The following is a 21,025-nucleotide window of genomic DNA, read 5'->3' as shown; positions in this document are numbered from 1 at the left end:
GGGTGCCGGGTGCCGGGTGCCGGGTGCCGGGTGCAGGGTGCCGGGGGAGCCAGGGCGGCACCGCGCAGCCGCCGCTCCCCCCTCGACGTGTGTGAACGCCCCCGAGCCCGACACCGGGGCCCCGCCGCCCGAGGCCGAGACCACTGCCGCTCCGGCCGCCGTCATCGGCGCCGCTCATGCTGTTGGCGCCACGCCTGCCATCGGGCCGCGCCCGCCAGGGTTGCCGCGCCCGCCGCCGGGCCACGCGTGCGAACTCCCCGTCGCCCCGCTGCGCCCGGTCCTCCGGGCGCGCTCGCCCTTCCGTGACCGGGGCCCGGCGCGCCGAGCCCCGTCCGGTGACCGCCCGGCCGCGCGCGGGGGCGGAGCACCGGGTGCGTCCCGCCACCGGGGCGGGGTCCAGGGGCGCAACGAATCGCCGTACGCCCGGCCCGGCACGCAACGGATCGCCCGCACAGACGCAACGGTCCCGCCTTGTCCCGCCGACCGGCCGAAACGTACCGTCATTGCGGCCCTCCCACTCCCTTCGCACCTTCCCGAGGACAGTCATGCCGTCGCTGCGCACCGCCCTGCTCCAGAGCTCCGGCCGCCCCGGCTCCGTCGCCGGGAACATCGAGGTCCTCGACGCCGCCGCGGGCCGCGCCGCGGCCGCGGGCGCCGGGCTGCTCATCGCGCCGGAGATGTTCCTGACCGGCTACGCGATCGGGGCGGACACCGCCCGTCTGGCCGAGCCCGCCGACGGCGACTCGGCCGACGCGATCGCGGAACTGGCCTGCCGGCACGGCCTGGCGATCGCCTACGGCTACCCCGAGCGCGACGGCGAGGCCGTCTTCAACTCCGCCCAGCTGATCTCCGCCGACGGCACGCGCCTCGCCAACTACCGCAAGACCCACCTCTTCGGCTGCTTCGAGCGCGACCACTTCGCCCCGGGTGACCGCCCGGTCGTCCAGGCCGAGCTGAACGGCGTCACGGTCGGCGTCGTGATCTGCTACGACGTCGAGTTCCCGGAGAACGTGCGCGCCCACGCCCTCGCCGGCACCGACCTCCTGGTCGTCCCGACGGCGCAGATGCACCCGTTCCAGTTCGTCGCCGAGTCCCTGATCCCGGTGCGGGCCTGGGAGAACCAGATGTACGTGGCGTACGTCAACCGGGTCGGCCGGGAGGGCGAGTTCGAGTTCGTCGGGCTCTCCGTCCTCGCCGGGCCCGACGGGGTCGCCCGCGCCCGGGCGGGACGGGACGAGGAACTGGTCCTCGCCGACGTCGACCCGGCGTTCCTCGCCGCCTCCCGCGAGGCCAACCCGTACCTGAAGGACCGCCGCCCCGACCTCTACGGGGCCCTCGTCTGACGCCCCGTCAGTCCCGCGTCAGCTTCCACCAGTTCTTTCCCGCAAGGAGTCCGTACCCCATGACGTCCACGGTGCCCAACGCCGTCGAGCACGCCGACGAGCAGCAGCCGCCGATCACCATGTTCGGTCCGGACTTCCCCTACGCCTACGACGACTTCCTCACCCACCCGGCGGGTCTGGGCCAGGTGCCGGCGACCGAGCACGGCGCCGAGGTCGCGGTCATCGGCGGCGGACTGTCCGGCGTCGTCGCCGCCTACGAGCTGATGAAGATGGGCCTCAGGCCCGTCGTCTACGAGGCCGACCGGATCGGCGGCCGGCTGCGCACCGTCGGCTTCGAGGGCTGCGACGAGACGCTGACCGCCGAGATGGGCGCCATGCGCTTCCCGCCGTCCTCCACGGCGCTCCAGCACTACATCGACCTGGTGGGCCTTCGGACCCGGCCCTTCCCGAACCCGCTCGCGGAAGCGACTCCGTCCACCGTCGTCGACCTCAAGGGCGAGTCGCACTACGCCGAGTCGGCCGACGACCTGCCGCAGGTCTACCGGGACGTCGCCGACGCCTGGAACAAGTGCCTGGAGGAGGGCGCCGACTTCTCCGACATGAACCGCGCCATGCGCGAGCGGGACGTTCCGCGCATCCGCGAGATCTGGGCGAAGCTGGTCGAGAAGCTCGACAACCAGACCTTCTACGGCTTCCTCTGCGACTCCGAGGCCTTCAAGTCCTTCCGGCACCGTGAGATCTTCGGCCAGGTCGGCTTCGGCACCGGCGGCTGGGACACCGACTTCCCCAACTCCATCCTGGAGATCCTGCGGGTCGTCTACACCGAGGCCGACGACCACCACCGCGGCATCGTCGGCGGCTCCCAGCAACTGCCGCTCCGGCTCTGGGAGCGGGAGCCGGAGAAGATCGTGCACTGGCCGTACGGCACCTCGCTGAGGTCCCTGCACGTGGACGGCGAACCGCGCCCGGCCGTGACCCGGCTGCATCGCACCGCGGGCAACCGCATCACCGTGACGGACGCGGGCGGCGACATCCGCACCTACCGGGCGGCGATCTTCACCGCCCAGTCGTGGATGCTGCTGTCCAAGATCCAGTGCGACGACGAGCTGTTCCCGATCGACCACTGGACGGCGATCGAGCGCACCCACTACATGGAGTCCAGCAAGCTCTTCGTCCCGGTCGACCGGCCGTTCTGGCTCGACAAGGACGAGGAGACCGGGCGGGACGTCATGTCGATGACGCTCACCGACCGGATGACCCGCGGCACCTACCTGCTCGACGACGGCCCGGACAAGCCCGCCGTGATCTGCCTCTCCTACACCTGGTGCGACGACAGCCTCAAGTGGCTGCCGCTGTCCGCGGGCGAGCGGATGGAGGTCATGCTGAAGTCGCTCGGCGAGATCTACCCCAAGGTCGACATCAGGAAGCACATCATCGGCAACCCGGTGACGGTCTCCTGGGAGAACGAGCCCTACTTCATGGGCGCGTTCAAGGCCAACCTGCCCGGCCACTACCGCTACCAGCGGCGCCTGTTCACGCACTTCATGCAGGACCGGCTGCCCGAGGACAAGCGGGGCATCTTCCTGGCCGGCGACGACATCTCCTGGACGGCCGGCTGGGCCGAGGGCGCCGTCCAGACCGCGCTGAACGCGGTCTGGGGAGTCATGCGCCACTTCGGCGGGGCCACCGACGCGACCAACCCCGGCCCGGGCGACGTCTACGACGAGATCGCGCCCGTCGAACTCCCCGAGGACTGACACCCGTCCACGGCGGTCACAGCCCGGCCGCCCGTGCCTTCTCGTACACCTCGGCGGCGACGTCCTTGAGCTCCTGGGCGTCCCGCAGGGTGCTCTGCAGGTCGACCAGGATCTCCGCCATGCCGATCTCCGCGTGGGCGAGGAGGTCCTCGACGATCTGCTCGGCGTCGCCGTGGAAGGGCCGACGGCCGGCGCCCTGGGCCTTGTCCGAGTACCGCGCGTTCGCCCTGAGCACGGTCTCGATGGGCTGCTGCCGGCCGCGCTCGGCGGCCAGGTCCTGCAACGCGTTCCACTGATCGGCGATCTGCTCGACGCCCGTGCCGGTCGGCAGCCAGCCGTCGGCGTGCTCGACGAGCCGCTCCCGCGCCCTGTGGGTGCTCGCCGCCAGCAGGATCGGGATGGGCCGGGCGGGCTTGGGGCCGACCACGGCCGAGTCGATCCGCGTGATTCGGCCGTGGTAGCGCACGGGGTCCGGGCCCCACACAGCCCGGCAGACGTCGATCACCTCGTCCAGCACCCGGCCGCGCTCCTTGATCGGCCGGATGCCCGCGGCCGCGTACTCGTCGAGCGACCAGCCGGTGCCGAAACCGGCGATTACCCGGCCGTCCGCGGCCGCGTCGAGCGAGGCCAGGGCCTTGGCGAGCTGGAACGGCGAGTGCAGCGGCGCGACGAGCACACTGCTGCCCAGACGGACCCGCCCGGTGACCGCCGCGGCCAGGGTGAGCGTCACGAGCGGGTCGGCCACGTGCCGGTAGGAGTCCGGCCAGGGCAGGCCCTCGATGCCGTACAGCCCCTGGCCGGCCGGCTCCGGGAACAGGGCCCGCTCGTACACCCATACGCTGTCATAGCCGATGTCCTCCGCGGCGCAGGCCACGTCGGGCACGTCCTTGCCGAGGTCGTACTGCCGGTTCTGCGGGAGGCCGAGTCCCAGCCGGGTCGCCATGACGGGGTGCTCCTTCGTGATCGTCGGTGTTCATCCGTCAACGTACAGTGACACCTCGGGAGTCCGGGGCCGGTGGGCCCGGGGCGGGCGCGGCGGTTCCCCCGGTCCGCCCCGCGCCGCGTCGCGGACCGGTCCGCGACGCGGTCAGTCCGGCAGCGGGGTGAGCATCATGCGTCCGGCGAAGCCGACCGCCGCGTCCAGCCGCTGGGCGAACTCCTCGGCCACGTCGGGCAGCCGGCGCAGCGCCCACAGGGCGCGCGCGGCCGACCATGCGGCGTCCCGCGCCCGCTCCAGGCTCCAGGCGCCCAGCAGATGGGTGATCGGGTCGGCGACCTGCAGCAGATCGGGACCCGGCATCAGATCCTCGCGCACCCGCTCCTCGAGCGTGGTCAGCAGATCGCCCACGCGCTCGAAATCGCCCTCCAGCTCCGCGGGTTCGCAGGCGAGGGTGCGGCAGGCGTCCACGACGGCGAGCGCCAGGTCGTGGCCGATGTGCGCGTTGACACCCGCCAGCGCGAACTGGAGCGGGCGCACCCCCGGGTGCCGGCGGAACTGGAACAGCGGCCGCCAGCAGGCCGGCGGGCGCCGCCCCTCGGCCGCCGCGTCCACGGCGTGGAGGTACCGCTCGGCGAACCGCAGGTCCAGCGTGGTCGCGGCCCGCGGGTCCGCGAACCGTCCCGCGGCGAGACGGTGGCCGACCGCCTCGGTGACGGCGAGGTAGACGCGGTTGAAGACCGCGACCCCGTCCCGCTCCGGCAGCGCGGCGGCCAGCGCGCGCATCCGGTCGACGGCCTCGTCCACTGTGTCCAGGCGGCGGGTGAGCCGTGCCGATTGCACCATGGGGGCAGGGTCCCAGGCCCGTCGCGCCCAGGGCGCCGACGGGCCCGGCGCTTCCCCGGAACGGGGGACGCGAGCCCGGCCCGACCGGCCCGTGAGGGGCGGACGCGGTACCGTGCCTGGCGACCTGGCGACCTGGCGACCTGGCGACCTGGCGACCTGGCGACCTGGCGACCTGGCGACCTGGCGACCCGGCGACCCGGCGACCCGGCCGGCACCGGTGTCATCGGCCCACCGGCCCAGCCGGTTCGGCAGGGTTCGCAGACCGTGCGTGGGCGTCGGGCCGCCGCGCCGGGGAGCGGTCCGGACGGCCCGCCCGTGTCCTACGGCTCGGCGCGCCGCGGTCCCGCCTTCCCCGGCTCGTCGTACGACGAGGTGCCCTCGTCCAGCAGCGGCCCCTGCCCCTTGAGGTGCGCGGGCGCGAAGGCGCGCAGCGCGTGGTAGCCGGTGATGACGACGATCGTGCCGAGCGCGATGCCGCTGAGGGAGAAGTTGTCGGTGAACTTCATGCTGACGTTGCCGACGCCGATGATGATGCCCGCCGCGGCCGGCACCAGGTTCAGCGGGTTGCGCAGGTCGACCTTGGCGTTGATCCAGATCTGCGCGCCCAGCAGGCCGATCATGCCGTACAGGATGACGGTGATGCCGCCCAGGACCCCGCCCGGGATCGCGGCCACGACCGCGCCGAACTTGGGGCAGACGCCGAACAGCAGCGCGAAGCCGGCCGCGGCCCAGTAGGCGGCGGTGGAGTACACGCGGGTGGCCGCCATCACGCCGATGTTCTCGGAGTAGGTCGTGTTGGGCGGGCCGCCCACCGCGGTCGACAGCACCGAGGCCACACCGTCGGCGGAGATGGCGGTGCCCAGCTTGTCGTCGAGCGGGTCGCCGGTCATCTCGCCGACCGCCTTGACGTGCCCGGCGTTCTCCGCGACCAGCGCGATCACGACCGGCAGCGCCACCAGGATGGCCGACCAGTGGAAGGCCGGGCCGTGGAAGGACGGCAGACCTATCCAGTCGGCCTTGCCGACCCCGGACAGGTCCAGGCGCCAGTGGTCGGTGAGCTTGCCGGACCCGTCCACGGAGTGGATCTTCCCGAAGACCCGGTCGAGGGCCCAGGAGATGCCGTAACCGAAGACCAGGCCCAGGAAGATCGCGATGCGTGACCAGAAACCGCGCAGACAGACCACGGCCAGGCCGGTGAAGAGCATCACCAGCAGGGCCGTCCACTGGTCCTGCGGCCAGTAGGTGGAGGCGGTCACCGGGGCGAGGTTGAAGCCGATCAGCATCACGACCGCGCCGGTGACGATCGGCGGCATCGCGGCGTGGATGATCCGTGCCCCGAAGTGCTGCACGGCGAGGCCGATCAGGAACAGGACGACGCCGACGACGAGGACCGCGCCGGTCACGGTGGCGCTGGTGCCGCCCTGGGCCCGGATGACCGCGGCGACGCCCACGAACGACAGCGAGCAGCCCAGATAGCTGGGGACCCGGCCGCGGGTGGCGAGGAGGAAGATCGCGGTCGCGACGCCCGACATCATGATCGCGAGGTTGGGGTCGAGGCCCATGAGCACGGGGGCCACGAAGGAGGCGCCGAACATGGCCACGACGTGCTGGGCGCCGAGCCCGACCGTGCGGGGCCAGGAGAGCCGTTCGTCGGGCCGGACCACCGCTCCGGGTGCGGGCGTGCGCCCGTCACCGTGCAGTTTCCAGCGCACGCCGAGGTCCATGGTGGGGTTTCGCTTTCTCTGAACGGAAGACTGTCCGAAAACCATTGTCCGGGGTCGTCGGCGATGCTCTGTTCGAGAGGCTGCTGAGCGTCCGCTTAGGATGGCGTCGTCCCACCGCCGCAAGCACGTCCAGGAGCCCCGCCGTGACCGCCGAAGCACCCGCCGCCCCCGCCCTGTCGCACGGCAGGCTGATCTCCGTCGACGTCCACTTCGACGACCTGGACGCGCTCGGCCTGCTGCACAACGCGCGCTACCCGCTGATGGTCGAGCGTGCCTGGGCCGAGCTGTGGAGCGAGCACGGCTTCCGCTTCGAGGGGGACTGGGCCGCCGCCGGCGACGCCTGCAACGCGGTCAAGGAGCTGCGGATCACCTACGAGGCGCCGGTGACCCGGCCGGGCGAGTACGCCGTCCACCTGTGGCTGGAACGGCTCGGCAGGACGGGCCTGACGTACGGGTTCCGGTTCTGTTCCGCCGACGGCGCGGTGACGTACGCGCACGGCGCCCGGGTCCTGGTCCGGCTGGACTCCGGGACGCTGCGCCCCACGCCCTGGAGCGAGGAGTTCAGGGCCGCGGGCCGGGAACTGCTGCGGCCGGCGGACTGACCCGCGGGCGATCCCGGTCACCCGCCCGCAGCACTCCCGCGAAGGCGGCCAGGCCGCACGCCAGCAGGGTCACCAGGCCGAACGACACCACGAGGCTGGTCGCCTGGGCGAGCCCGCCGATCGCGCTCGGCGCGACCAGGCCCGAGGTGTAGGTGATGGTCGCGACACCGGCGATGGCCTGGCTGGGGTTGGGCCCGCTGCGCCCGGCCGCCGCGAAGCACAGCGGTACGACGACCGCGATGCCCAGCCCCATCAGCGCGAACCCGGTCATCGCCACCGCCGGGTGGCCCGCCGCGACGACCAGCAGGCCGCCGAGGACGGCCAGAACGCCCCCGGACCGTACCGTGCGCACGGAGCCGAACCGGTCCACCACCTTGTCGCCGGCGATCCTGGCGACGGCCATGGTGAGGGTGAATCCCGTGGTGCAGGCGGCCGCCAGTCCGGCTGAGGTGTCCAGCTGGTGGCGCAGGTAGACCGCCGACCAGTCCAGGCTGGCGCCCTCGGCGAACACCGCGCAGAACCCGACCGCGCCGATCAGCAGCGCCGACTTCGGCGGCAGCGCGAACCGGGGCGGCGGTTCCTCGTCCTCGGCCGGCTGGAGGTCGAGGACCCAGGTGCAGGCGACGAGGCCCAGCACGGTCAGGACCCCGGCCGCCAGGGCGTGGTGCAGACGGGCGTCCGAGCCCAGGTGCGCGGCGAGCGTGCCGGCCGCCGAGCCGGTCAGGGCGCCCGCGCTCCACAGACCGTGCAGGCCGGACATGATCGAGCGGCCCAGCCGGTTCTCCACCTCCACGCCGAGGGCGTTCATCGCGACGTCCGACATGCCCGCCGAGGCGCCGTAGACGAACAGGGCCAGGCAGAGGGTGAGGAGGTTGGGGGAGAGCGCGGGCAGGACCAGGGACAGCGTCCACAGGGCGAGCAGTCCGCGCAGCGCGGTCCGGGCGCCGAAGCGGTGACTGACGCGGCCTGCCAGCGGCATCGCGACGGACGCGCCGAGCGCGGGGAACGCCAGCGCGAGACCCAGCTGCCCGGCGCTGACCGAGGCGTGCTCCTGGATCCACGGCACGCGGGTCGCGAACGAGCCGGTGACGGCGCCGTGCACGGCGAAGACGGCCGCCACGGCGTACCGGGCGCGCCGCACCTGACGCTGTTCGTAGACCACTGCTGTCATTCTCCGGCCCCTCCTGGGCGCTGGGCCGCGTCGAAGGAGCGGCCGGCGTGCTGACTGCGGCGTAAACTATCAGGGACCCTTCCTGATGGATAGGGGAGATACGGCCGCCCGCGGCGCGGCCCCGCCGATCTGGGAGGATTCCCGGCATGCCCGCATCCCCGAGCACCGCCCGGGCCATCAACGACCGGCTCGCCCTGCGGCTGCTGCAGCAGGAAGGGCCGTTGACGGCAGGGCAGCTGAAGCAGCTCACCGGTCTGTCCCGGCCGACGGTCGCCGACCTGGTCGAACGCCTGACCGTCTCCGGCCTGATCACGGTCGTCGGGGAGTCCGGGGAGCAGCGGCGCGGCCCGAACGCCCGGCTCTACGGGATCGTGTCCGACCGCGCCCACCTGGCCGCCCTCGACATCCGCACCGAGAGCGTCTCGGTGACCGTGACCGACCTCCTCGGCCGGGAGCTGGCCGGGGCGTCCGTGCCGATCGGCGGGGACACCGGGACCGGACCCGCCGTCGAACAGGCGGTCACGCTGGTGGAGCGGGTGGCCAAGGAGGCCGGGGCGGAGCGCCTGCACACGGTCGGCATCGGCGCGCCGGGCCTCATCGACCCGGTCACCGGGGAACTGCGCGACTCCACGGGGCTGCCCGAGTGGCACCGCCGGCTGGTCGCCGCGCTGCAGGAGCGGCTGCCGTCGGCGCGCGTCACCGTCGAGAACGAGACGAACCTCGCTGCGCTGGCCGAGCAGCGCGACGGCGCCGCCCGGGGGCGGGACACCTTCGTCCTGCTCTGGCTCGGCCACGGCACGGGCGCGGCCGTCGTCCTGGACGGCGCGCTGCGTCGCGGCGCCTCCGGCGGAACGGGCGAGATCGGCTTCCTGCCGGTCCCGGGGACGGCCTCGCTGCCCTCGGCGACGGACTGCGCGGGCGGCTTCCACTCGCTCGCCGGAGCGACGGCGGTTGCCGCGCTGGCCCGCGAGCACGGGCTGCCCGAGCCGCCGGCGGCGGGAGCGGAACCGGCCGCGGCGCCGCTGGTGCGGCAGGCGGTGGCCGCGGACACCGCCCGGGCCGGGCGCTTCCTGGACGCCCTCGCCGACCGCCTCGCCCTCGGGGCCGCCTCGGTCGCCGCGGTCCTGGATCCCGGGTGCGTGGTCCTCGGCGGCGAGACCGGGCAGGCCGGCGGCGAGGCGCTCGCCACGCGCGTGGCGGACCGCCTCGCGCGGATGTCGCCGCTGCCCACCGAGGTGCGGGCGAGCACGCTCGGCGGCGGCGCGGTGCTGCGCGGAGCGCTCATCACGGCGCTGGACCGCGCCCAGGACGAGTTGTTCGGCCCGGACGGCGGGCCGGCCCGGCAGGTGTGAGCCGCTCCGGGGAGTGCCGGCCGGCGCCCGGCCTGCCCGGCCTGTTCCGGCCTGTTCCGGCGGGCCCGGCGCGGCGTGGGCTCCGCCCCCGCGCACCGGACTGCCCGGCCGGGCCCGCGGCGTGGCTCCCGAACTCGTGACCGGAGCAAGCCTGTTGACCAGATGGTCTAGTCCTTTTAGGGTCGGACTTCCGCACAGACCGGTCCGGCGGCGGTGACGACGGCCCTTGCCCGCCGCCGGACCTCTCAACCGCTCGCACCGGCGGGAAGGCCGCCGGACGCGGACGACGCGCTGTGAGCGACCCCACACCGGCCGTCCGTATGGACGCCGATCAGGCGTGGCACACTGGCCCTGTACCAGTAGCAGCGCACTCCGGGGTCGGTGAAAGTCCGAACCGGCGGTTACAGTCCGCGACCCGGTCGCTTCCAGCGGCCGGTTGACCAGGTGAAATTCCTGGACCGACGGTTAAAGTCCGGATGGGAGGCAGTGCGCGGCGGGCGAGCATGCACGCGTGCGCGCCGCCGTCTGCGGTCCCGCCGTCATGGCGGGGCCCCGTCCGGCGTCGCCCCGAGTGTTCGTCGTCCGTACCTTCTGTCGTCATCGACAGCCCCGGAGTCCGTGCCCGAAGAGGCAGGAGGACCCGGGAAGTGTTCACCGGAATCGTCGAAGAGCTGGGTGAGGTCACCGCCGTCGAGAACCTCGGCGACGCCGCCCGCTTCCGGCTCCGCGGCCCCGTCGTGACCCAGGGCGCGCGGCACGGCGACTCCATCGCCGTGAACGGGGTCTGTCTCACCGTCGTCGAGCACGCGGGCGAGGAGTTCACCGCCGACGTCATGGCGGAGACCCTGAAACGCTCCAGCCTCGGCGCCCTCGCCGTCGGTTCCCGGGTCAACCTCGAACGCCCCACCGCCGTGGGCGCCCGCCTGGGCGGCCACATCGTCCAGGGCCACGTCGACGGCACCGGCACGGTCCTGGAGCGCACACCGTCCGAGCACTGGGAGATCGTGCGGATCTCGCTCCCGGCCGACCTCGCGCGCTACGTCGTGGAGAAGGGCTCCATCACGGTCGACGGCATCAGCCTCACCGTCGTCGAGGCCGGCTCGGACCACTTCACCGTCAGCCTCATCCCCACCACCCTCGCCCTGACGACGCTCGGTCTCAAGCAGCCCGGCGATCCGGTCAACCTCGAGGTGGACGTCGTCGCCAAGTACGTCGAGCGCCTGCTCGGCGACCGCGCGCGGGAGGCCGGCGAGTGAACTGGCTCAACTCCGAGGCCTTCACCCTCTTCGGCCAGCACATCAAGTGGTCCGACATGATCGGCAACGTCATCGGCCTGATCGGCCTGGCGTTCGGCTGGCGGCGCTCCATATGGAGCTGGCCCACCCAGTTCGTGTCCGGCCTGATCCTCTTCGCCGCCTTCGCCACGGCCCACCTGTCCGGCAGCGCGGGCAAGCAGATCGTGGTCATGGTCGTGGCCGTCTACGGCTGGTGGCAGTGGAACCGCGGCAGGGGCCGGGACGCGGACGGCCACATCGCCGTACGCTTCGCCACCTGGCGCGAACGGGCCGTACTGCTCGGCGGCGCCGCCGTCGGCACGGTCGCCGTCGCCGCCCTGTTCAAGGCCTACCCGTCCCTGTCCTGGGACCCCTGGCCCGACGCCTACATCTTCGTCGGCACCGTCGTCGCCATGTACGCCCAGGCCCGCGGCATGGTCGAGTTCTGGTTCGCCTGGCTCCTCGTCGACGCCGTCGGCGTCCCGCTCAACTTCGCCAACGGCTTCGCCTTCTCCGGCTTCGTCTACGTCGTCTACGGCGCGCTCGTCCTGTGGGGCATGCGCGACTGGTGGCAGCGCTCCCGCCGAAGCCCGCGGCCCGTCCCGGAAGGAGCGCCCGCATGACCGCGGCACCCGTTCTCTACAGCACCGCCCCCGACGCCGAGGACCTCACCCTCGACCCGGTCGAACAGGCCGTCGCCGACATCGCGGCCGGCCGCCCGGTCGTGGTCGTCGACGACGAGGACCGCGAGAACGAGGGCGACCTCGTCGTCGCCGCCGAGAAGGTGACCCCCGAGATCGTCGCCTTCATGATGAGCGAGTGCCGCGGCCTGATCTGCGCCCCCATGGAGGGCGAGGAACTGGACCGGCTCGAACTGCCGCAGATGGTGGAGCAGAACACCGAGTCGATGAAGACCGCCTTCACGGTCTCCGTCGACGCCTCCTCCGCCCACGGAGTCACCACCGGCATCTCCGCCGCCGACCGCGCCACCACCCTGCGACTGCTCGCCGGCGGCACCGCCGAGCCCACCGACCTGGTCCGCCCCGGCCATGTCTTCCCGCTGCGCGCCAGGCCCGGCGGCGTCCTCGCGCGCGACGGCCACACCGAGGCCGCCGTCGACCTCGCCCGGCTCGCCGGACTGCGCCCGGCCGGCGCGATCGTCGAGATCGCCAGCGAGGACGGCCGGATGCTGCGCCTGCCCGAGCTGATCGTCTTCGCCCGCGAGCACGGCCTGACGATCATCTCCATCGAGTCCCTGGTCGCCCACCGGCGCTCCCTGGAGCTCCCGGCCCCGCCCGACCGGCGGGAACTCGCGTCCGAGCCCACCGTGCGCCGTGAGGCCGAGGTCCGCCTGCCCACCGCGCACGGCACCTTCACGGCGTACGGCTACCGCTCCACCGTCGACGGCGTCGAGCACGTCGCGCTGGTCCACGGCGAGCTCGGGGACGGCGAGGACGTCCTGGTCCGCGTCCACTCCGAGTGCCTGACCGGCGACGTCTTCGGCTCCCAGCGCTGCGACTGCGGCCCCCAGCTGGACGCCTCCCTGGAACGCATCCGGAGCGAGGGCAGGGGAGTGGTGGTCTACCTGCGCGGCCACGAGGGACGCGGCATCGGACTGATGTCCAAGCTGCGGGCCTACGAGCTCCAGGAACGGGGCCGCGACACCCTCGACGCCAACCTCGAACTCGGCCTGCCCGCCGACGCCCGCGACTACGGCGCCGGCGCGCGGATCCTGCGGGACCTCGGCGTGCGCGGCGTCCGCCTGATGACCAACAACCCCGACAAGACCGACGCGCTGCTGCGTCACGGCATCAAGGTCACGGGCCGCGAGCCGATGCCCGTCCAGGCCGGGGAGCACAACCTCCGCTACCTGCGCACCAAGCGGGACCGGATGGGCCACGACCTGCCCTGGCTGGACACGCCCGCCGTGTCCACCTGCGGCAACCAGTAAGTACCAGGAACCGAGGAGATACGTGAGCGGCAAGGGTGCACCGGAACTGTCCGTCCGGAACGTCGGGGACCTCAGGGTCGCCGTCATCGCGGCGCAGTGGCACGAGAAGGTGATGGACGCACTGGTGGACGGCGCCCTGCGCGCCCTGCACGAACTGGGGATCGACGAACCCACCCTGCTCAGGGTGCCCGGCAGCTTCGAGCTCCCGGTGGTGGCCAAGGCGCTGGCGGGCCGCGGCTACGACGCGATCGTCGCCCTCGGCGTTGTCATCCGCGGCGGCACCCCGCACTTCGACTACGTCTGCCAGGGCGTCACGCAGGGCCTGACCCAGGTCTCGGTCGAGACCGGGGTGCCCGTCGGCTTCGGCGTGCTCACCTGTGACACCGAGGAGCAGGCCCTGGACCGGGCCGGCCTCGAGGGCTCCACCGAGGACAAGGGCCACGAGGCGGTCACCGCGGCGGTGGCGACCGCGGCCACGCTGCGTTCAGTATCCGAACCCTGGCGGTGAGCGGAGCGCGACAGCGGCTAGGGTGGGGACCACCATGTCCAAGAAGACGTTCGAGGAGCTCTTCGCCGAGCTCCAGCACAAGGCCGCCGACGGCGACCCCGCCACCTCCCGCACCGCCGAGCTGGTCGGCAAGGGAGTGCACGCCATCGGCAAGAAGGTCGTCGAAGAGGCCGCCGAGGTCTGGATGGCCGCCGAGTACGAGGGCAAGGAGGCGGCCGCCGAGGAGATCTCGCAGCTGCTGTACCACGTCCAGGTGATGATGGTCGCCCGCGGCATCTCCCTGGACGACGTCTACGCCCACCTCTGAGCACCAGCAACCCCCCGCACCGTCCGCACGAACGAAGGAAGCCGACCTCATGCTGCGCATCGCCGTCCCCAACAAGGGTTCACTCTCCGGCCCTGCGGCGGACATGCTGCATGAGGCCGGCTACCAGCAGCGCCGCGAGTCCAAGGAGCTGCGGATCGTCGACCCGGAGAACGAGGTCGAGTTCTTCTACCTCCGCCCCCGCGACATCGCGATCTACGTCTCCTCCGGCCGCCTCGACATCGGCATCACCGGCCGCGACCTGCTCGTCGACTCCGGCGCCAACGCCGAGGAGATCCTCCCGCTGGGCTTCGCCCGCTCCACCTTCCGCTACGCCACCAAGCCCGGCACCGCCGCCGGCGTCGCGGACCTGAACGGCATGACGGTCGCCACCTCCTACGAGGGCATCGTCGCCAAGCACCTCGCCGACAACGGCGTCGACGCCTCCGTGGTCCACCTCGACGGCGCCGTGGAGACCGCCGTCGAACTCGGTGTCGCCGAGGTCATCGCCGACGTCGTCGAGACCGGCACCTCCCTGCGCAACGCCGGCCTGGAGGTCATCGGCGAACCCATCATGAAGTCCGAGGCCGTCGTGATCCGCCGTACCGGCGCCGACGCCGAGGACCCCAAGGTGCAGCAGTTCCTGCGGCGCCTCCAGGGCGTCCTGGTGGCCCGGACCTACGTGATGATGGATTACGACTGCCGGGTCGAGCAGCTGGAGAAGGCCGTGGCCCTGACCCCCGGCCTGGAGTCCCCGACCGTCTCCCCGCTGCACAACGAGGGCTGGGTCGCCGTACGCGCCATGGTCCCGGCCAAGGAGGCCCAGCGGATCATGGACGACCTGTACGCCATCGGCGCCCGCGCCATCCTGACCACGGCCATTCACGCCTGCCGTCTGTAAGGGGCACCGAGAGATGTCCGACCTGCCCGAGCTTCCCGTCACCTTCCGGCCGGGACACACCCGTGTGGTATTGCTCACGGCCGGCGCCGCGATCTTCGTGGTGATCGCCGCCGTCGCCGTGCTGCTGGATCCGCTCACCCCCGGGGAGCGCGTCAGCTTCGTCTTCACCGGCGCGCTCCTGTTCGGAGTGCTGCTGATGCTCGCCCGGCCCAAGGTGGTCGCCGACGACTCCGGCGTCACCGTCGTCAACATCGCCTCGAAGCGTCACCTGGAGTGGCCGGAGATCCTCCAGGTGAACCTGCGTCCCGGCGATCCGTGGGTCTTCCTCAACCTGAGCGACGGCACCAGCCTGCCCGCGCTGGGCATCCAGCCGGGCATCGCCAAACAGCGTGCCATCGCCGATGCCCGCGCCCTGCGCGCCCTCGTGGAGGCCCGTTCCATCCGCGACCCCGAGCCCTCTCCGGGTGAACCCAGGGGCTGAGTCGGGGGCGTCCTCACTGACGCACCGGGCCGGGTCTTGACTAATCTGTTGGCGGAGGCGTTTTTCGCTGCGCCTCCGCCCCTGAGCCCCGACCGGTGCCAGGGGCTCCTGCTACCCGAGGAGTGACTCCCCCCGGCGATGGACGGATCGTCCTGCAGTACCTGCGCCGCCCCCTGCCGACATAGCGCGCACCGCCACACCGCGGTTCCCGCGCACGCGGAGGCGGCGGCATCATGACCATCCCCCTGCTGCTCCTGGCAGCGGCCTTCCTGCTCATCCTGGCCAACGGCTTCTTCGTCGCGGCCGAATTCGGTCTGGTGACCGTCGAACGCGCGGAGGCCGAGAAGGCCGCCGCCGACGGCGACAAACGGGCCCGTACGGTCGTCGAGTCGCTCGGCGAGCTGTCCTTCCAGCTCTCCGGCACCCAGCTCGGCATCACCATCACCTCCCTCGTCGTCGGCATGCTCGCCGAGCCCGCGCTCGCCGAGCTGCTGCGCGGCCCCCTCACCGCCGTCGGCATCCCCCGGGGCGCCGTCTCCGGCGTCGCCGTGGTCGTGGGCATGCTGCTCGCCTCGGCCGCGCAGATGGTGATCGGCGAGCTCGTACCCAAGAACTGGGCGGTCTCCCGGCCGTTGCAGGTCGCGCGTTTCGTCGCCGGCCCGCAGCACGTCTTCTCGCGCCTGTTCCGCCCGGTGATCGCCGCGCTGAACACGGTGGCCAACCGGCTGGTGCGCGCCCTAGGCGTCGAACCCGCCGAGGAACTGGCCTCCGCCCGCTCCCCCGGCGAGCTGGTCTCACTGGCCCGCCACTCTGCCCTGGCCGGCGCCCTGGAGCAGGACACGGCCGACCTGTTCGTCCGGACCCTGTCCCTGGGCGAGCTGACCGCACAGCACGTCATGACCCCGCGGGTGAAGGTCAGCGCCCTGCAGTTCTCGGCGACCGCCGAGGACGTGGTCAATCTGACCCGCGCCACCGGCCTGTCCCGTTTCCCCGTCTACCAGGAGAAGATCGACGAGGTCGTCGGCATGGCCCACCTGAAGGACGCCCTCGCGGTCCCGGCGCACGAGCGGCTGCGCACCCCGGTGGGCCGCATCGCCCGCCCGGCCCTGCTGGTCCCCGAGACCCTGCCGGTGCAGCCGCTGCTCGCCCAGCTGCGCAGCGAGCAGCCCATCGCGGTCGTCGTCGACGAGTACGGCGGGACGGCCGGTGTCGTCACCCTGGAGGACATCGTCGAGGAACTCGTCGGCGAGGTCCGCGACGAGCACGACGCCAAGGACGCGCCCGAGCTGGCCCCGGCCCCGCCGGAGGACGGCCACCCCGCCTGGGACGTCGACGGCGGCTGCCGTGTCGACCTCCTCAAGCGCATCGGACTCGACGTGCCCGAGGGCCCGTACGAGACCGTCGCCGGGCTGGTGGCCGACCTGCTCGGCCGTATCCCGGCCCCCGGCGACCGGGCCGAGCTGCCCGGCTGGCGGCTGTCCGTGCGCCAGGTCGGGCACTACCGCGCGGAGCGGGTCCGGCTGGTCCGGACGGCCTTGGCGGACGACGTGGTCGAGGCCGTGGCGGAGGCCGCCCGATGAGCGTGCTCCAACTGGTCCTCGCCGCGATGCTCGTGCTCGTCAACGGTTTCTTCGTCGGCGCCGAGTTCGCGCTCGTGTCGGTCCGTCGCAGCCAGATCGAACCGCTCGGCACCGCCCGTGCCCGTCAGGTGCTCTACGGACTGCAGCGGCTGCCGCAGATGATGGCCGCCGCCCAGTTCGGCATCACCGTCTGCTCGCTGACCCTGGGCGCCGTCGCCGAACCCACGGTGGCGCATCTGCTCGAACCGCTGTTCGCCTGGATGCGCCTGCCCGACGGCATGGTCCACCCGCTCGGCTACGTCATCGCGCTCGCCGCCGTGGTCTTCTTCCACCTGGTCATCGGTGAGATGGTGCCGAAGAACCTGGCGATGGCCGCGCCGGAGAAGGCGGCGCTCTGGCTCAGCCCCGGGCTGGTCGCCTTCGCCCGGGTGTGCAGGCCCGTCACCGTGGCGCTCGGGGCCTGCGCCCAGGGCGTCCTGCGGCTCTTCCGGGTCGAGCCCAAGGACGAGGTCGAGGCCGTCTTCACCAGTGTGCAGCTGGGCCGTCTGGTGGAGGACTCCGGACAGGCGGGCCTGCTGGACCCCGAGGAGCAGGAGCGGCTGGAGGACGCCCTGGAGCTTGGCTCCCGCCGGGTCCTCGACGTGCTGCTGCCCCGGGAGAGCCTGGTGACGGTCCGCCCGTCGGTCACCCCCGGCGAGATCGTCGCCCTCACCGCCCGCACCGGGTACTCCCGCTTTCCGGTCGCCGCCGAGAACGGCGCCTTCATGGGCTTCCTGCACGTGAAGGACGTCCTGGACGCGGAGGACTCCGACCGGGCGGTGCCGCAGCGGATATGGCGTCCGATGCCGACGCTCAGGTCCGAGCTGCCGCTGGACGACGCCCTGACGGTCATGCGCCGGGCCGCCACCCACCTGGCCCAGGTGGCGGACGCCTCCGGCCGGGTGCTGGGCCTGGTCGCCCTGGAGGACGTCCTGGAACTCCTCGTGGGCGAGGTCCGCGACCCCGCCCACCGGATCGCCACGGAGGTCCGGCTGACGGAACCCCGGGGGAGCGGCGAGGCGGAGGAGGTGCTGGCCACCTGAGCCGGTGACCGTGGGCCCGCCCGAGCCTTCGCGGCGGGTTTGCGGTCCGTTCCGGCCCGTGGACCGGGGGCCCGGCCGCGGACCGTCCGAGCCAGGGCGGGCCCCGGCCCCCCGGTCCGCGGCCGCGGGGCCCTGGGCCCGTCACGGCGCCGACGGGCGCGGGGCCGTGACCGGTCACGGGGCCGACGGATCGTGGGGCCCCCGCCCCGACAGCACCTCCCCGTACGCCTGCATCAGGTCCGGCAGCCGCAGCGTCGCCAGGTCGTCCCGGGTCAGCGCGCCGGGGTACGTCGACAGCCGCAGATCCCGGTACGCGCAGCTCTTCTCGTACAGCGTCCGCAGGAACCGCCCGTTGCCCAGCTCGTCGATCCAGTCCTGGTCGACCACGTGTCCGGCGATCGAACGCAGCTCGTCGAGCGCCTCGTCGTCCCACCCGTCACCGTTCTCCGCGGCCAGTACCTTGCCGATCTCGGTGAGCTCCACGGGACGGTACGAGGGGAAGTCCACCCGGGTGGTGAACCGGGACGACAGCCCGGGGTTGGCGGCGAGCAGGCGGTCCATGCCCTCCGGATAGCCGGCGAGGATCACCACGAGGTGGTCGCGGTTGTCCTCGGCCCGCTTCAGCAGCACCTGCAGCGCTTCGTCGCCGTAGGCGTCGCCCTTGCCGTATCCGGAGTTGGACAGGGAGTAGGCCTCGTCGACGAAGAGGACCCCGCCGATCGCCGAGTCGATGAGCTCGTTGGCCTTGACCGCGGTCTGCCCCAGGTACTCGCCGACCAGATCGGCCCGCTGGGCCTCCACCAGATGGTCGCCGCCGAGCAGCCCCAGCGCGTAGAAGACCCGGCCGAGGATACGGGCGACGGTGGTCTTGCCGGTGCCCGAGGGACCGGAGAAGACGAAGTGCCGCTTCGGCGGCTGCACCGGCAGCCCCTGACCGGCCCGCAACCGGGCCATGTTCAACTGCGCGGACAGCGCCTTGACCTGGCGCTTCACCGGTTCCAGACCGACCATGCGCTCAAGCTCGGCGAGCGCCTCCTCGAGTAACGCCGGGTCCGTGGGCCCGCTGGGCAGCGGCCCGGCCGCGGCCGAGGCCCGCTCGCGCACCGCCGGATCGGCGACCGGCGGGAACGGCCCGGCGGGCGGGAGGTCGCTCTCGCCGCCGAGTTTCAGATCCCGGCCCTCGGTGCCGAAGAGCGGGTCCAGGACGTCCGGGCCGTCCACGGCGTCCTGGCCGGCTCCGGTGAGCGCGATCGCCGCGAGGCCCGCCGTGTCGTCGTAGCCGTCTCCCTCGGCTATCGCCGCCAGCCGCGCCGAGGTGTCCATGAAGGCCGGGTCGACCCGGTGCACCGCGCGGTACAGGGGCAGCGCTGCGGCGCTGCGGCCGGTGCCCTCGTGCGCCCTGGCCAGCCAGTACCGCAGCTCCTTGCGCTGCGGCTGCTCGCTGCGGCACCGCATCAGCGCGGCCGCCAGCAGCGGCTCGGCCTGCCCGTACATCTCCAGCCGGACCCGGGCCATGCCGCCGAACAGGCCGGCCTCGATGCCCAGCATCGGGTCGTCGACCAGCGGGTCGGTGTGCCGCACCAACTGCTCCCAGTCCTTGACCAGATAGGCGCGGCAGGCGTGCAGGAACCGCACCTGGGAGTCGGCGTCCACGGGCGGCAGCCCGGCCAGCGCCCGGTCGAGCTCGGGCACGTGCCGTCCGTCCAGCCAGTGCGAGGCGTGCGCGAGCAGCAGGTCGCGAGGGCTCTCCAGCACGGGCTGCACCCACCAGCCCAGCCAGTACCAGGAGTTGAGGGTGCGGCGGTGCCGGGCACGCTGTTCGCCGAAGCGGTCCCGGTGCCGGAACATCCTGAGCAGCGCGGTCGTCGTGTCGACGCGCAGCGCGTGCAGCCCGAGCCAGCCGTCGGCCATGCCGGGATCCATCCGCACGGCGGCCCGGAACTCCTCCTCCGCCTGCGGATAAGCGCCCATCGTGTAGGCGTCGACGCCTCGCAGCCAGGCGAGGTCGGCCGGGGCCTGCGGGCCCTGCGCGCCGAAATCCATCACGTCCCCCACAAACCGTGCCCCCGTAGGTTCGCCGCCGGACCGTCGCCCGGCGGCTGCCTCTGGTCGAACCGCTGTGCCGCGGACCGGAGTTGCAGGTGCGCGAAGCTGCCGTTCGAAGGTCGCACCGAGGGCATCGTACCCGTGGGGACGCCGCCCGCCGTAGGGTGCCGCAGGGGGCGTTCGGCGAGGCGGGAGCAGAGGGGGCGCACCCCTCGTGGTCACCCACTGTGAGCGAACGGCGTCACATGGCGTCCGGAAAACGGACCGAGGGCAGAACGAAGCCCCCGGTCACGGGGGAACAACCGGGGGCTTCGCGTCTGCGGGCGGTCCTCGACGACCGCACATTGAGAACGTAAGACCTGTACGGCCCCCGGGTCAAGCAGAGTTGGGCCACTGTGCCGTGTTCCCCGACGGGGATCTTCACGAGTTCAGCACTTTGCCGACGGCCCATCACGGTGAGTGACTTTCCGGTCGGTCTCCCGGGTCACGGCAGGCCCTGGCAGCACCTCGTACCCCGCTGCCGTCTGCCGCACCAGGAGATCGGCGAAGGGCCGGGACGGGTCGGCGGCGAAGTGCCGACGTTCCGCCGCCACCCACCCGGTCCAGAACTCCCGCTGCTCCGCTCCGTCCCGGGCCCGTCCCCGCGCCCAGGACTCCTCGCGCGGCAGTTCCATCCACAGCAGCCGCGCCAGGTGCGGGCGCAGTGCCCGGCGGCCGGCCCCGACGCCCTCGACGAGGATCACGGGTGCGGGCGGCAGCGCGCGCGGGCGGCCGAAGCGCCGGGTGCGCCAGTCGTAGGGGGAGTAGTGTGCGCTCGCGCCGCGGGCGAGCGGCTCGATCACCTCAGTGAGCAGCCGGCCGTCCCAGGCGAACAGCTCCTCGTGGCTCGCGACGTCGTCCAGGCGCAGCACGGGGGCGCCGTCGAGTGCCGCTGCCAGCCGCGCGGTGAACGTGGACTTCCCGGAGCCCGCGTGCCCGTCGACGCCGACCAGACGGGCGGGACCGCAGGACGGCGGCAGTCGGCGGAGCTGGGCGGCGAGGGCGCGGATGGCGGTTCCCGGAGTGCGTGTGCTGGGCTGGCGGCGTATATCGCGGGAACATTCTAGTGGCCGCCCGCGCGGGAGCACCCGACGGCCGGAATCGGTGCCGATTCGAACCATCCGGTG

The 21,025-nt window shown here is 72.9% G+C and carries 19 protein-coding genes and 1 riboswitch; of the genes, 13 read left to right on the top strand and 6 right to left on the bottom strand.

Features of this window, described 5'->3' with window-relative positions:
* The first annotated feature begins 554 nt into the window (after positions 1-554).
* Both ACF061_RS34160 and ACF061_RS34155 read left to right on the top strand, forming a co-directional pair.
* Complete coding sequence (locus tag ACF061_RS34160; RefSeq protein WP_392270920.1) at positions 555-1,343, top strand: carbon-nitrogen hydrolase family protein; 789 nt, start codon at positions 555-557, stop codon at positions 1,341-1,343.
* A 59-nt stretch (positions 1,344-1,402) separates the two neighbouring features.
* Positions 1,403-3,100, top strand: a complete 1,698-nt coding sequence (locus tag ACF061_RS34155; protein WP_392270896.1) for a flavin monoamine oxidase family protein — start codon at positions 1,403-1,405, stop codon at positions 3,098-3,100.
* A 16-nt stretch (positions 3,101-3,116) separates the two neighbouring features.
* On the opposite strand, the gene ACF061_RS34150 is transcribed toward ACF061_RS34155, so the two are convergent.
* The 3 genes from ACF061_RS34150 to ACF061_RS34140 all read right to left on the bottom strand — a co-directional run bounded on the left by ACF061_RS34150 (position 3,117) and on the right by ACF061_RS34140 (position 6,607).
* Complete coding sequence (locus tag ACF061_RS34150; protein WP_392270895.1) at positions 3,117-4,043, bottom strand: TIGR03619 family F420-dependent LLM class oxidoreductase; 927 nt, start codon at positions 4,041-4,043, stop codon at positions 3,117-3,119.
* Positions 4,044-4,187: 144 nt separating this feature from the next.
* Positions 4,188-4,883 (bottom strand): DUF5995 family protein, encoded by a 696-nt coding sequence (locus ACF061_RS34145; RefSeq protein WP_392270894.1) that lies wholly within the window; start codon positions 4,881-4,883, stop codon positions 4,188-4,190.
* Positions 4,884-5,203: 320 nt separating this feature from the next.
* Positions 5,204-6,607 carry a uracil-xanthine permease family protein gene (locus tag ACF061_RS34140; RefSeq protein WP_392270893.1) on the bottom strand — a complete coding sequence of 468 codons (1,404 nt, stop codon included), beginning with the start codon at positions 6,605-6,607 and terminating at the stop codon, positions 5,204-5,206.
* A 143-nt stretch (positions 6,608-6,750) separates the two neighbouring features.
* Here ACF061_RS34140 and ACF061_RS34135 point away from each other — a divergent pair, with 143 nt between their 5' ends.
* Entirely contained in the window at positions 6,751-7,209 is a 459-nt protein-coding gene (locus ACF061_RS34135) for an acyl-CoA thioesterase (protein ID WP_392270892.1), read from the top strand.
* Here ACF061_RS34135 and ACF061_RS34130 read toward each other — a convergent pair.
* Complete coding sequence (locus ACF061_RS34130) at positions 7,169-8,380, bottom strand: MFS transporter (protein WP_392270891.1); 1,212 nt, start codon at positions 8,378-8,380, stop codon at positions 7,169-7,171. The two genes, ACF061_RS34135 and ACF061_RS34130, sit on opposite strands and share 41 nt — an antisense overlap.
* Before the next feature lie 146 nt (positions 8,381-8,526).
* On the opposite strand from ACF061_RS34130, the gene ACF061_RS34125 reads away from it, so the two are divergent.
* The 10 genes from ACF061_RS34125 (at position 8,527) to ACF061_RS34080 (ending at position 17,813) form a co-directional block, all read left to right on the top strand.
* Entirely contained in the window at positions 8,527-9,732 is a 1,206-nt protein-coding gene (locus tag ACF061_RS34125) for an ROK family transcriptional regulator (RefSeq protein ID WP_392270890.1), read from the top strand.
* A gap of 363 nt (positions 9,733-10,095) precedes the next feature.
* A riboswitch (FMN riboswitch) is annotated at positions 10,096-10,226 on the top strand.
* Positions 10,227-10,379: 153 nt separating this feature from the next.
* Positions 10,380-10,988, top strand: coding sequence for a riboflavin synthase (locus ACF061_RS34120; protein ID WP_392270889.1), 609 nt, complete (start codon positions 10,380-10,382; stop codon positions 10,986-10,988).
* Entirely contained in the window at positions 10,985-11,629 is a 645-nt protein-coding gene (locus ACF061_RS34115; protein WP_392270888.1) for a nicotinamide riboside transporter PnuC, read from the top strand. The genes ACF061_RS34120 and ACF061_RS34115 overlap by 4 nt, the downstream gene beginning before the upstream one ends.
* Positions 11,626-12,957 (top strand): bifunctional 3,4-dihydroxy-2-butanone-4-phosphate synthase/GTP cyclohydrolase II, encoded by a 1,332-nt coding sequence (locus tag ACF061_RS34110; RefSeq protein ID WP_392270887.1) that lies wholly within the window; start codon positions 11,626-11,628, stop codon positions 12,955-12,957. The genes ACF061_RS34115 and ACF061_RS34110 overlap by 4 nt, the downstream gene beginning before the upstream one ends.
* 22 nt (positions 12,958-12,979) lie before the next feature.
* On the top strand, positions 12,980-13,465 hold the full coding sequence (gene ribH, locus ACF061_RS34105) for a 6,7-dimethyl-8-ribityllumazine synthase (protein WP_392270886.1): 486 nt from the start codon (positions 12,980-12,982) through the stop codon (positions 13,463-13,465).
* A gap of 34 nt (positions 13,466-13,499) precedes the next feature.
* A complete protein-coding gene (locus tag ACF061_RS34100) occupies positions 13,500-13,772 on the top strand; it encodes a phosphoribosyl-ATP diphosphatase (RefSeq protein ID WP_190192865.1) in 273 nt (90 codons plus the stop codon).
* A gap of 49 nt (positions 13,773-13,821) precedes the next feature.
* Complete coding sequence (hisG, locus tag ACF061_RS34095) at positions 13,822-14,670, top strand: ATP phosphoribosyltransferase (protein ID WP_392270885.1); 849 nt, start codon at positions 13,822-13,824, stop codon at positions 14,668-14,670.
* Positions 14,671-14,683: 13 nt separating this feature from the next.
* Positions 14,684-15,151, top strand: coding sequence for a PH domain-containing protein (locus tag ACF061_RS34090; RefSeq protein WP_392270884.1), 468 nt, complete (start codon positions 14,684-14,686; stop codon positions 15,149-15,151).
* 233 nt (positions 15,152-15,384) lie between these two features.
* Complete coding sequence (locus ACF061_RS34085) at positions 15,385-16,731, top strand: hemolysin family protein (protein WP_392270883.1); 1,347 nt, start codon at positions 15,385-15,387, stop codon at positions 16,729-16,731.
* On the top strand, positions 16,728-17,813 hold the full coding sequence (locus tag ACF061_RS34080) for a hemolysin family protein (protein ID WP_392270882.1): 1,086 nt from the start codon (positions 16,728-16,730) through the stop codon (positions 17,811-17,813). The genes ACF061_RS34085 and ACF061_RS34080 overlap by 4 nt, the downstream gene beginning before the upstream one ends.
* Before the next feature lie 174 nt (positions 17,814-17,987).
* Here the strand turns inward: ACF061_RS34080 and ACF061_RS34075 are convergent, their stop codons facing one another.
* A complete protein-coding gene (locus ACF061_RS34075) occupies positions 17,988-19,856 on the bottom strand; it encodes an AAA family ATPase (RefSeq protein WP_392270881.1) in 1,869 nt (622 codons plus the stop codon).
* A 431-nt stretch (positions 19,857-20,287) separates the two neighbouring features.
* Positions 20,288-21,019: a uridine kinase gene (locus tag ACF061_RS34070; protein WP_392270880.1), complete on the bottom strand. Its 732-nt coding sequence runs from the start codon at positions 21,017-21,019 to the stop codon at positions 20,288-20,290.
* Positions 21,020-21,025: the final 6 nt, after the last annotated feature.

The organism is Streptomyces sp. NPDC015220, from assembly GCF_043079345.1.
Classification (GTDB): domain Bacteria; phylum Actinomycetota; class Actinomycetes; order Streptomycetales; family Streptomycetaceae; genus Streptomyces.
The sequence above is the reverse complement of the archived record's forward strand: the minus strand, read 5'-3'. Positions and strand labels throughout refer to the sequence as shown.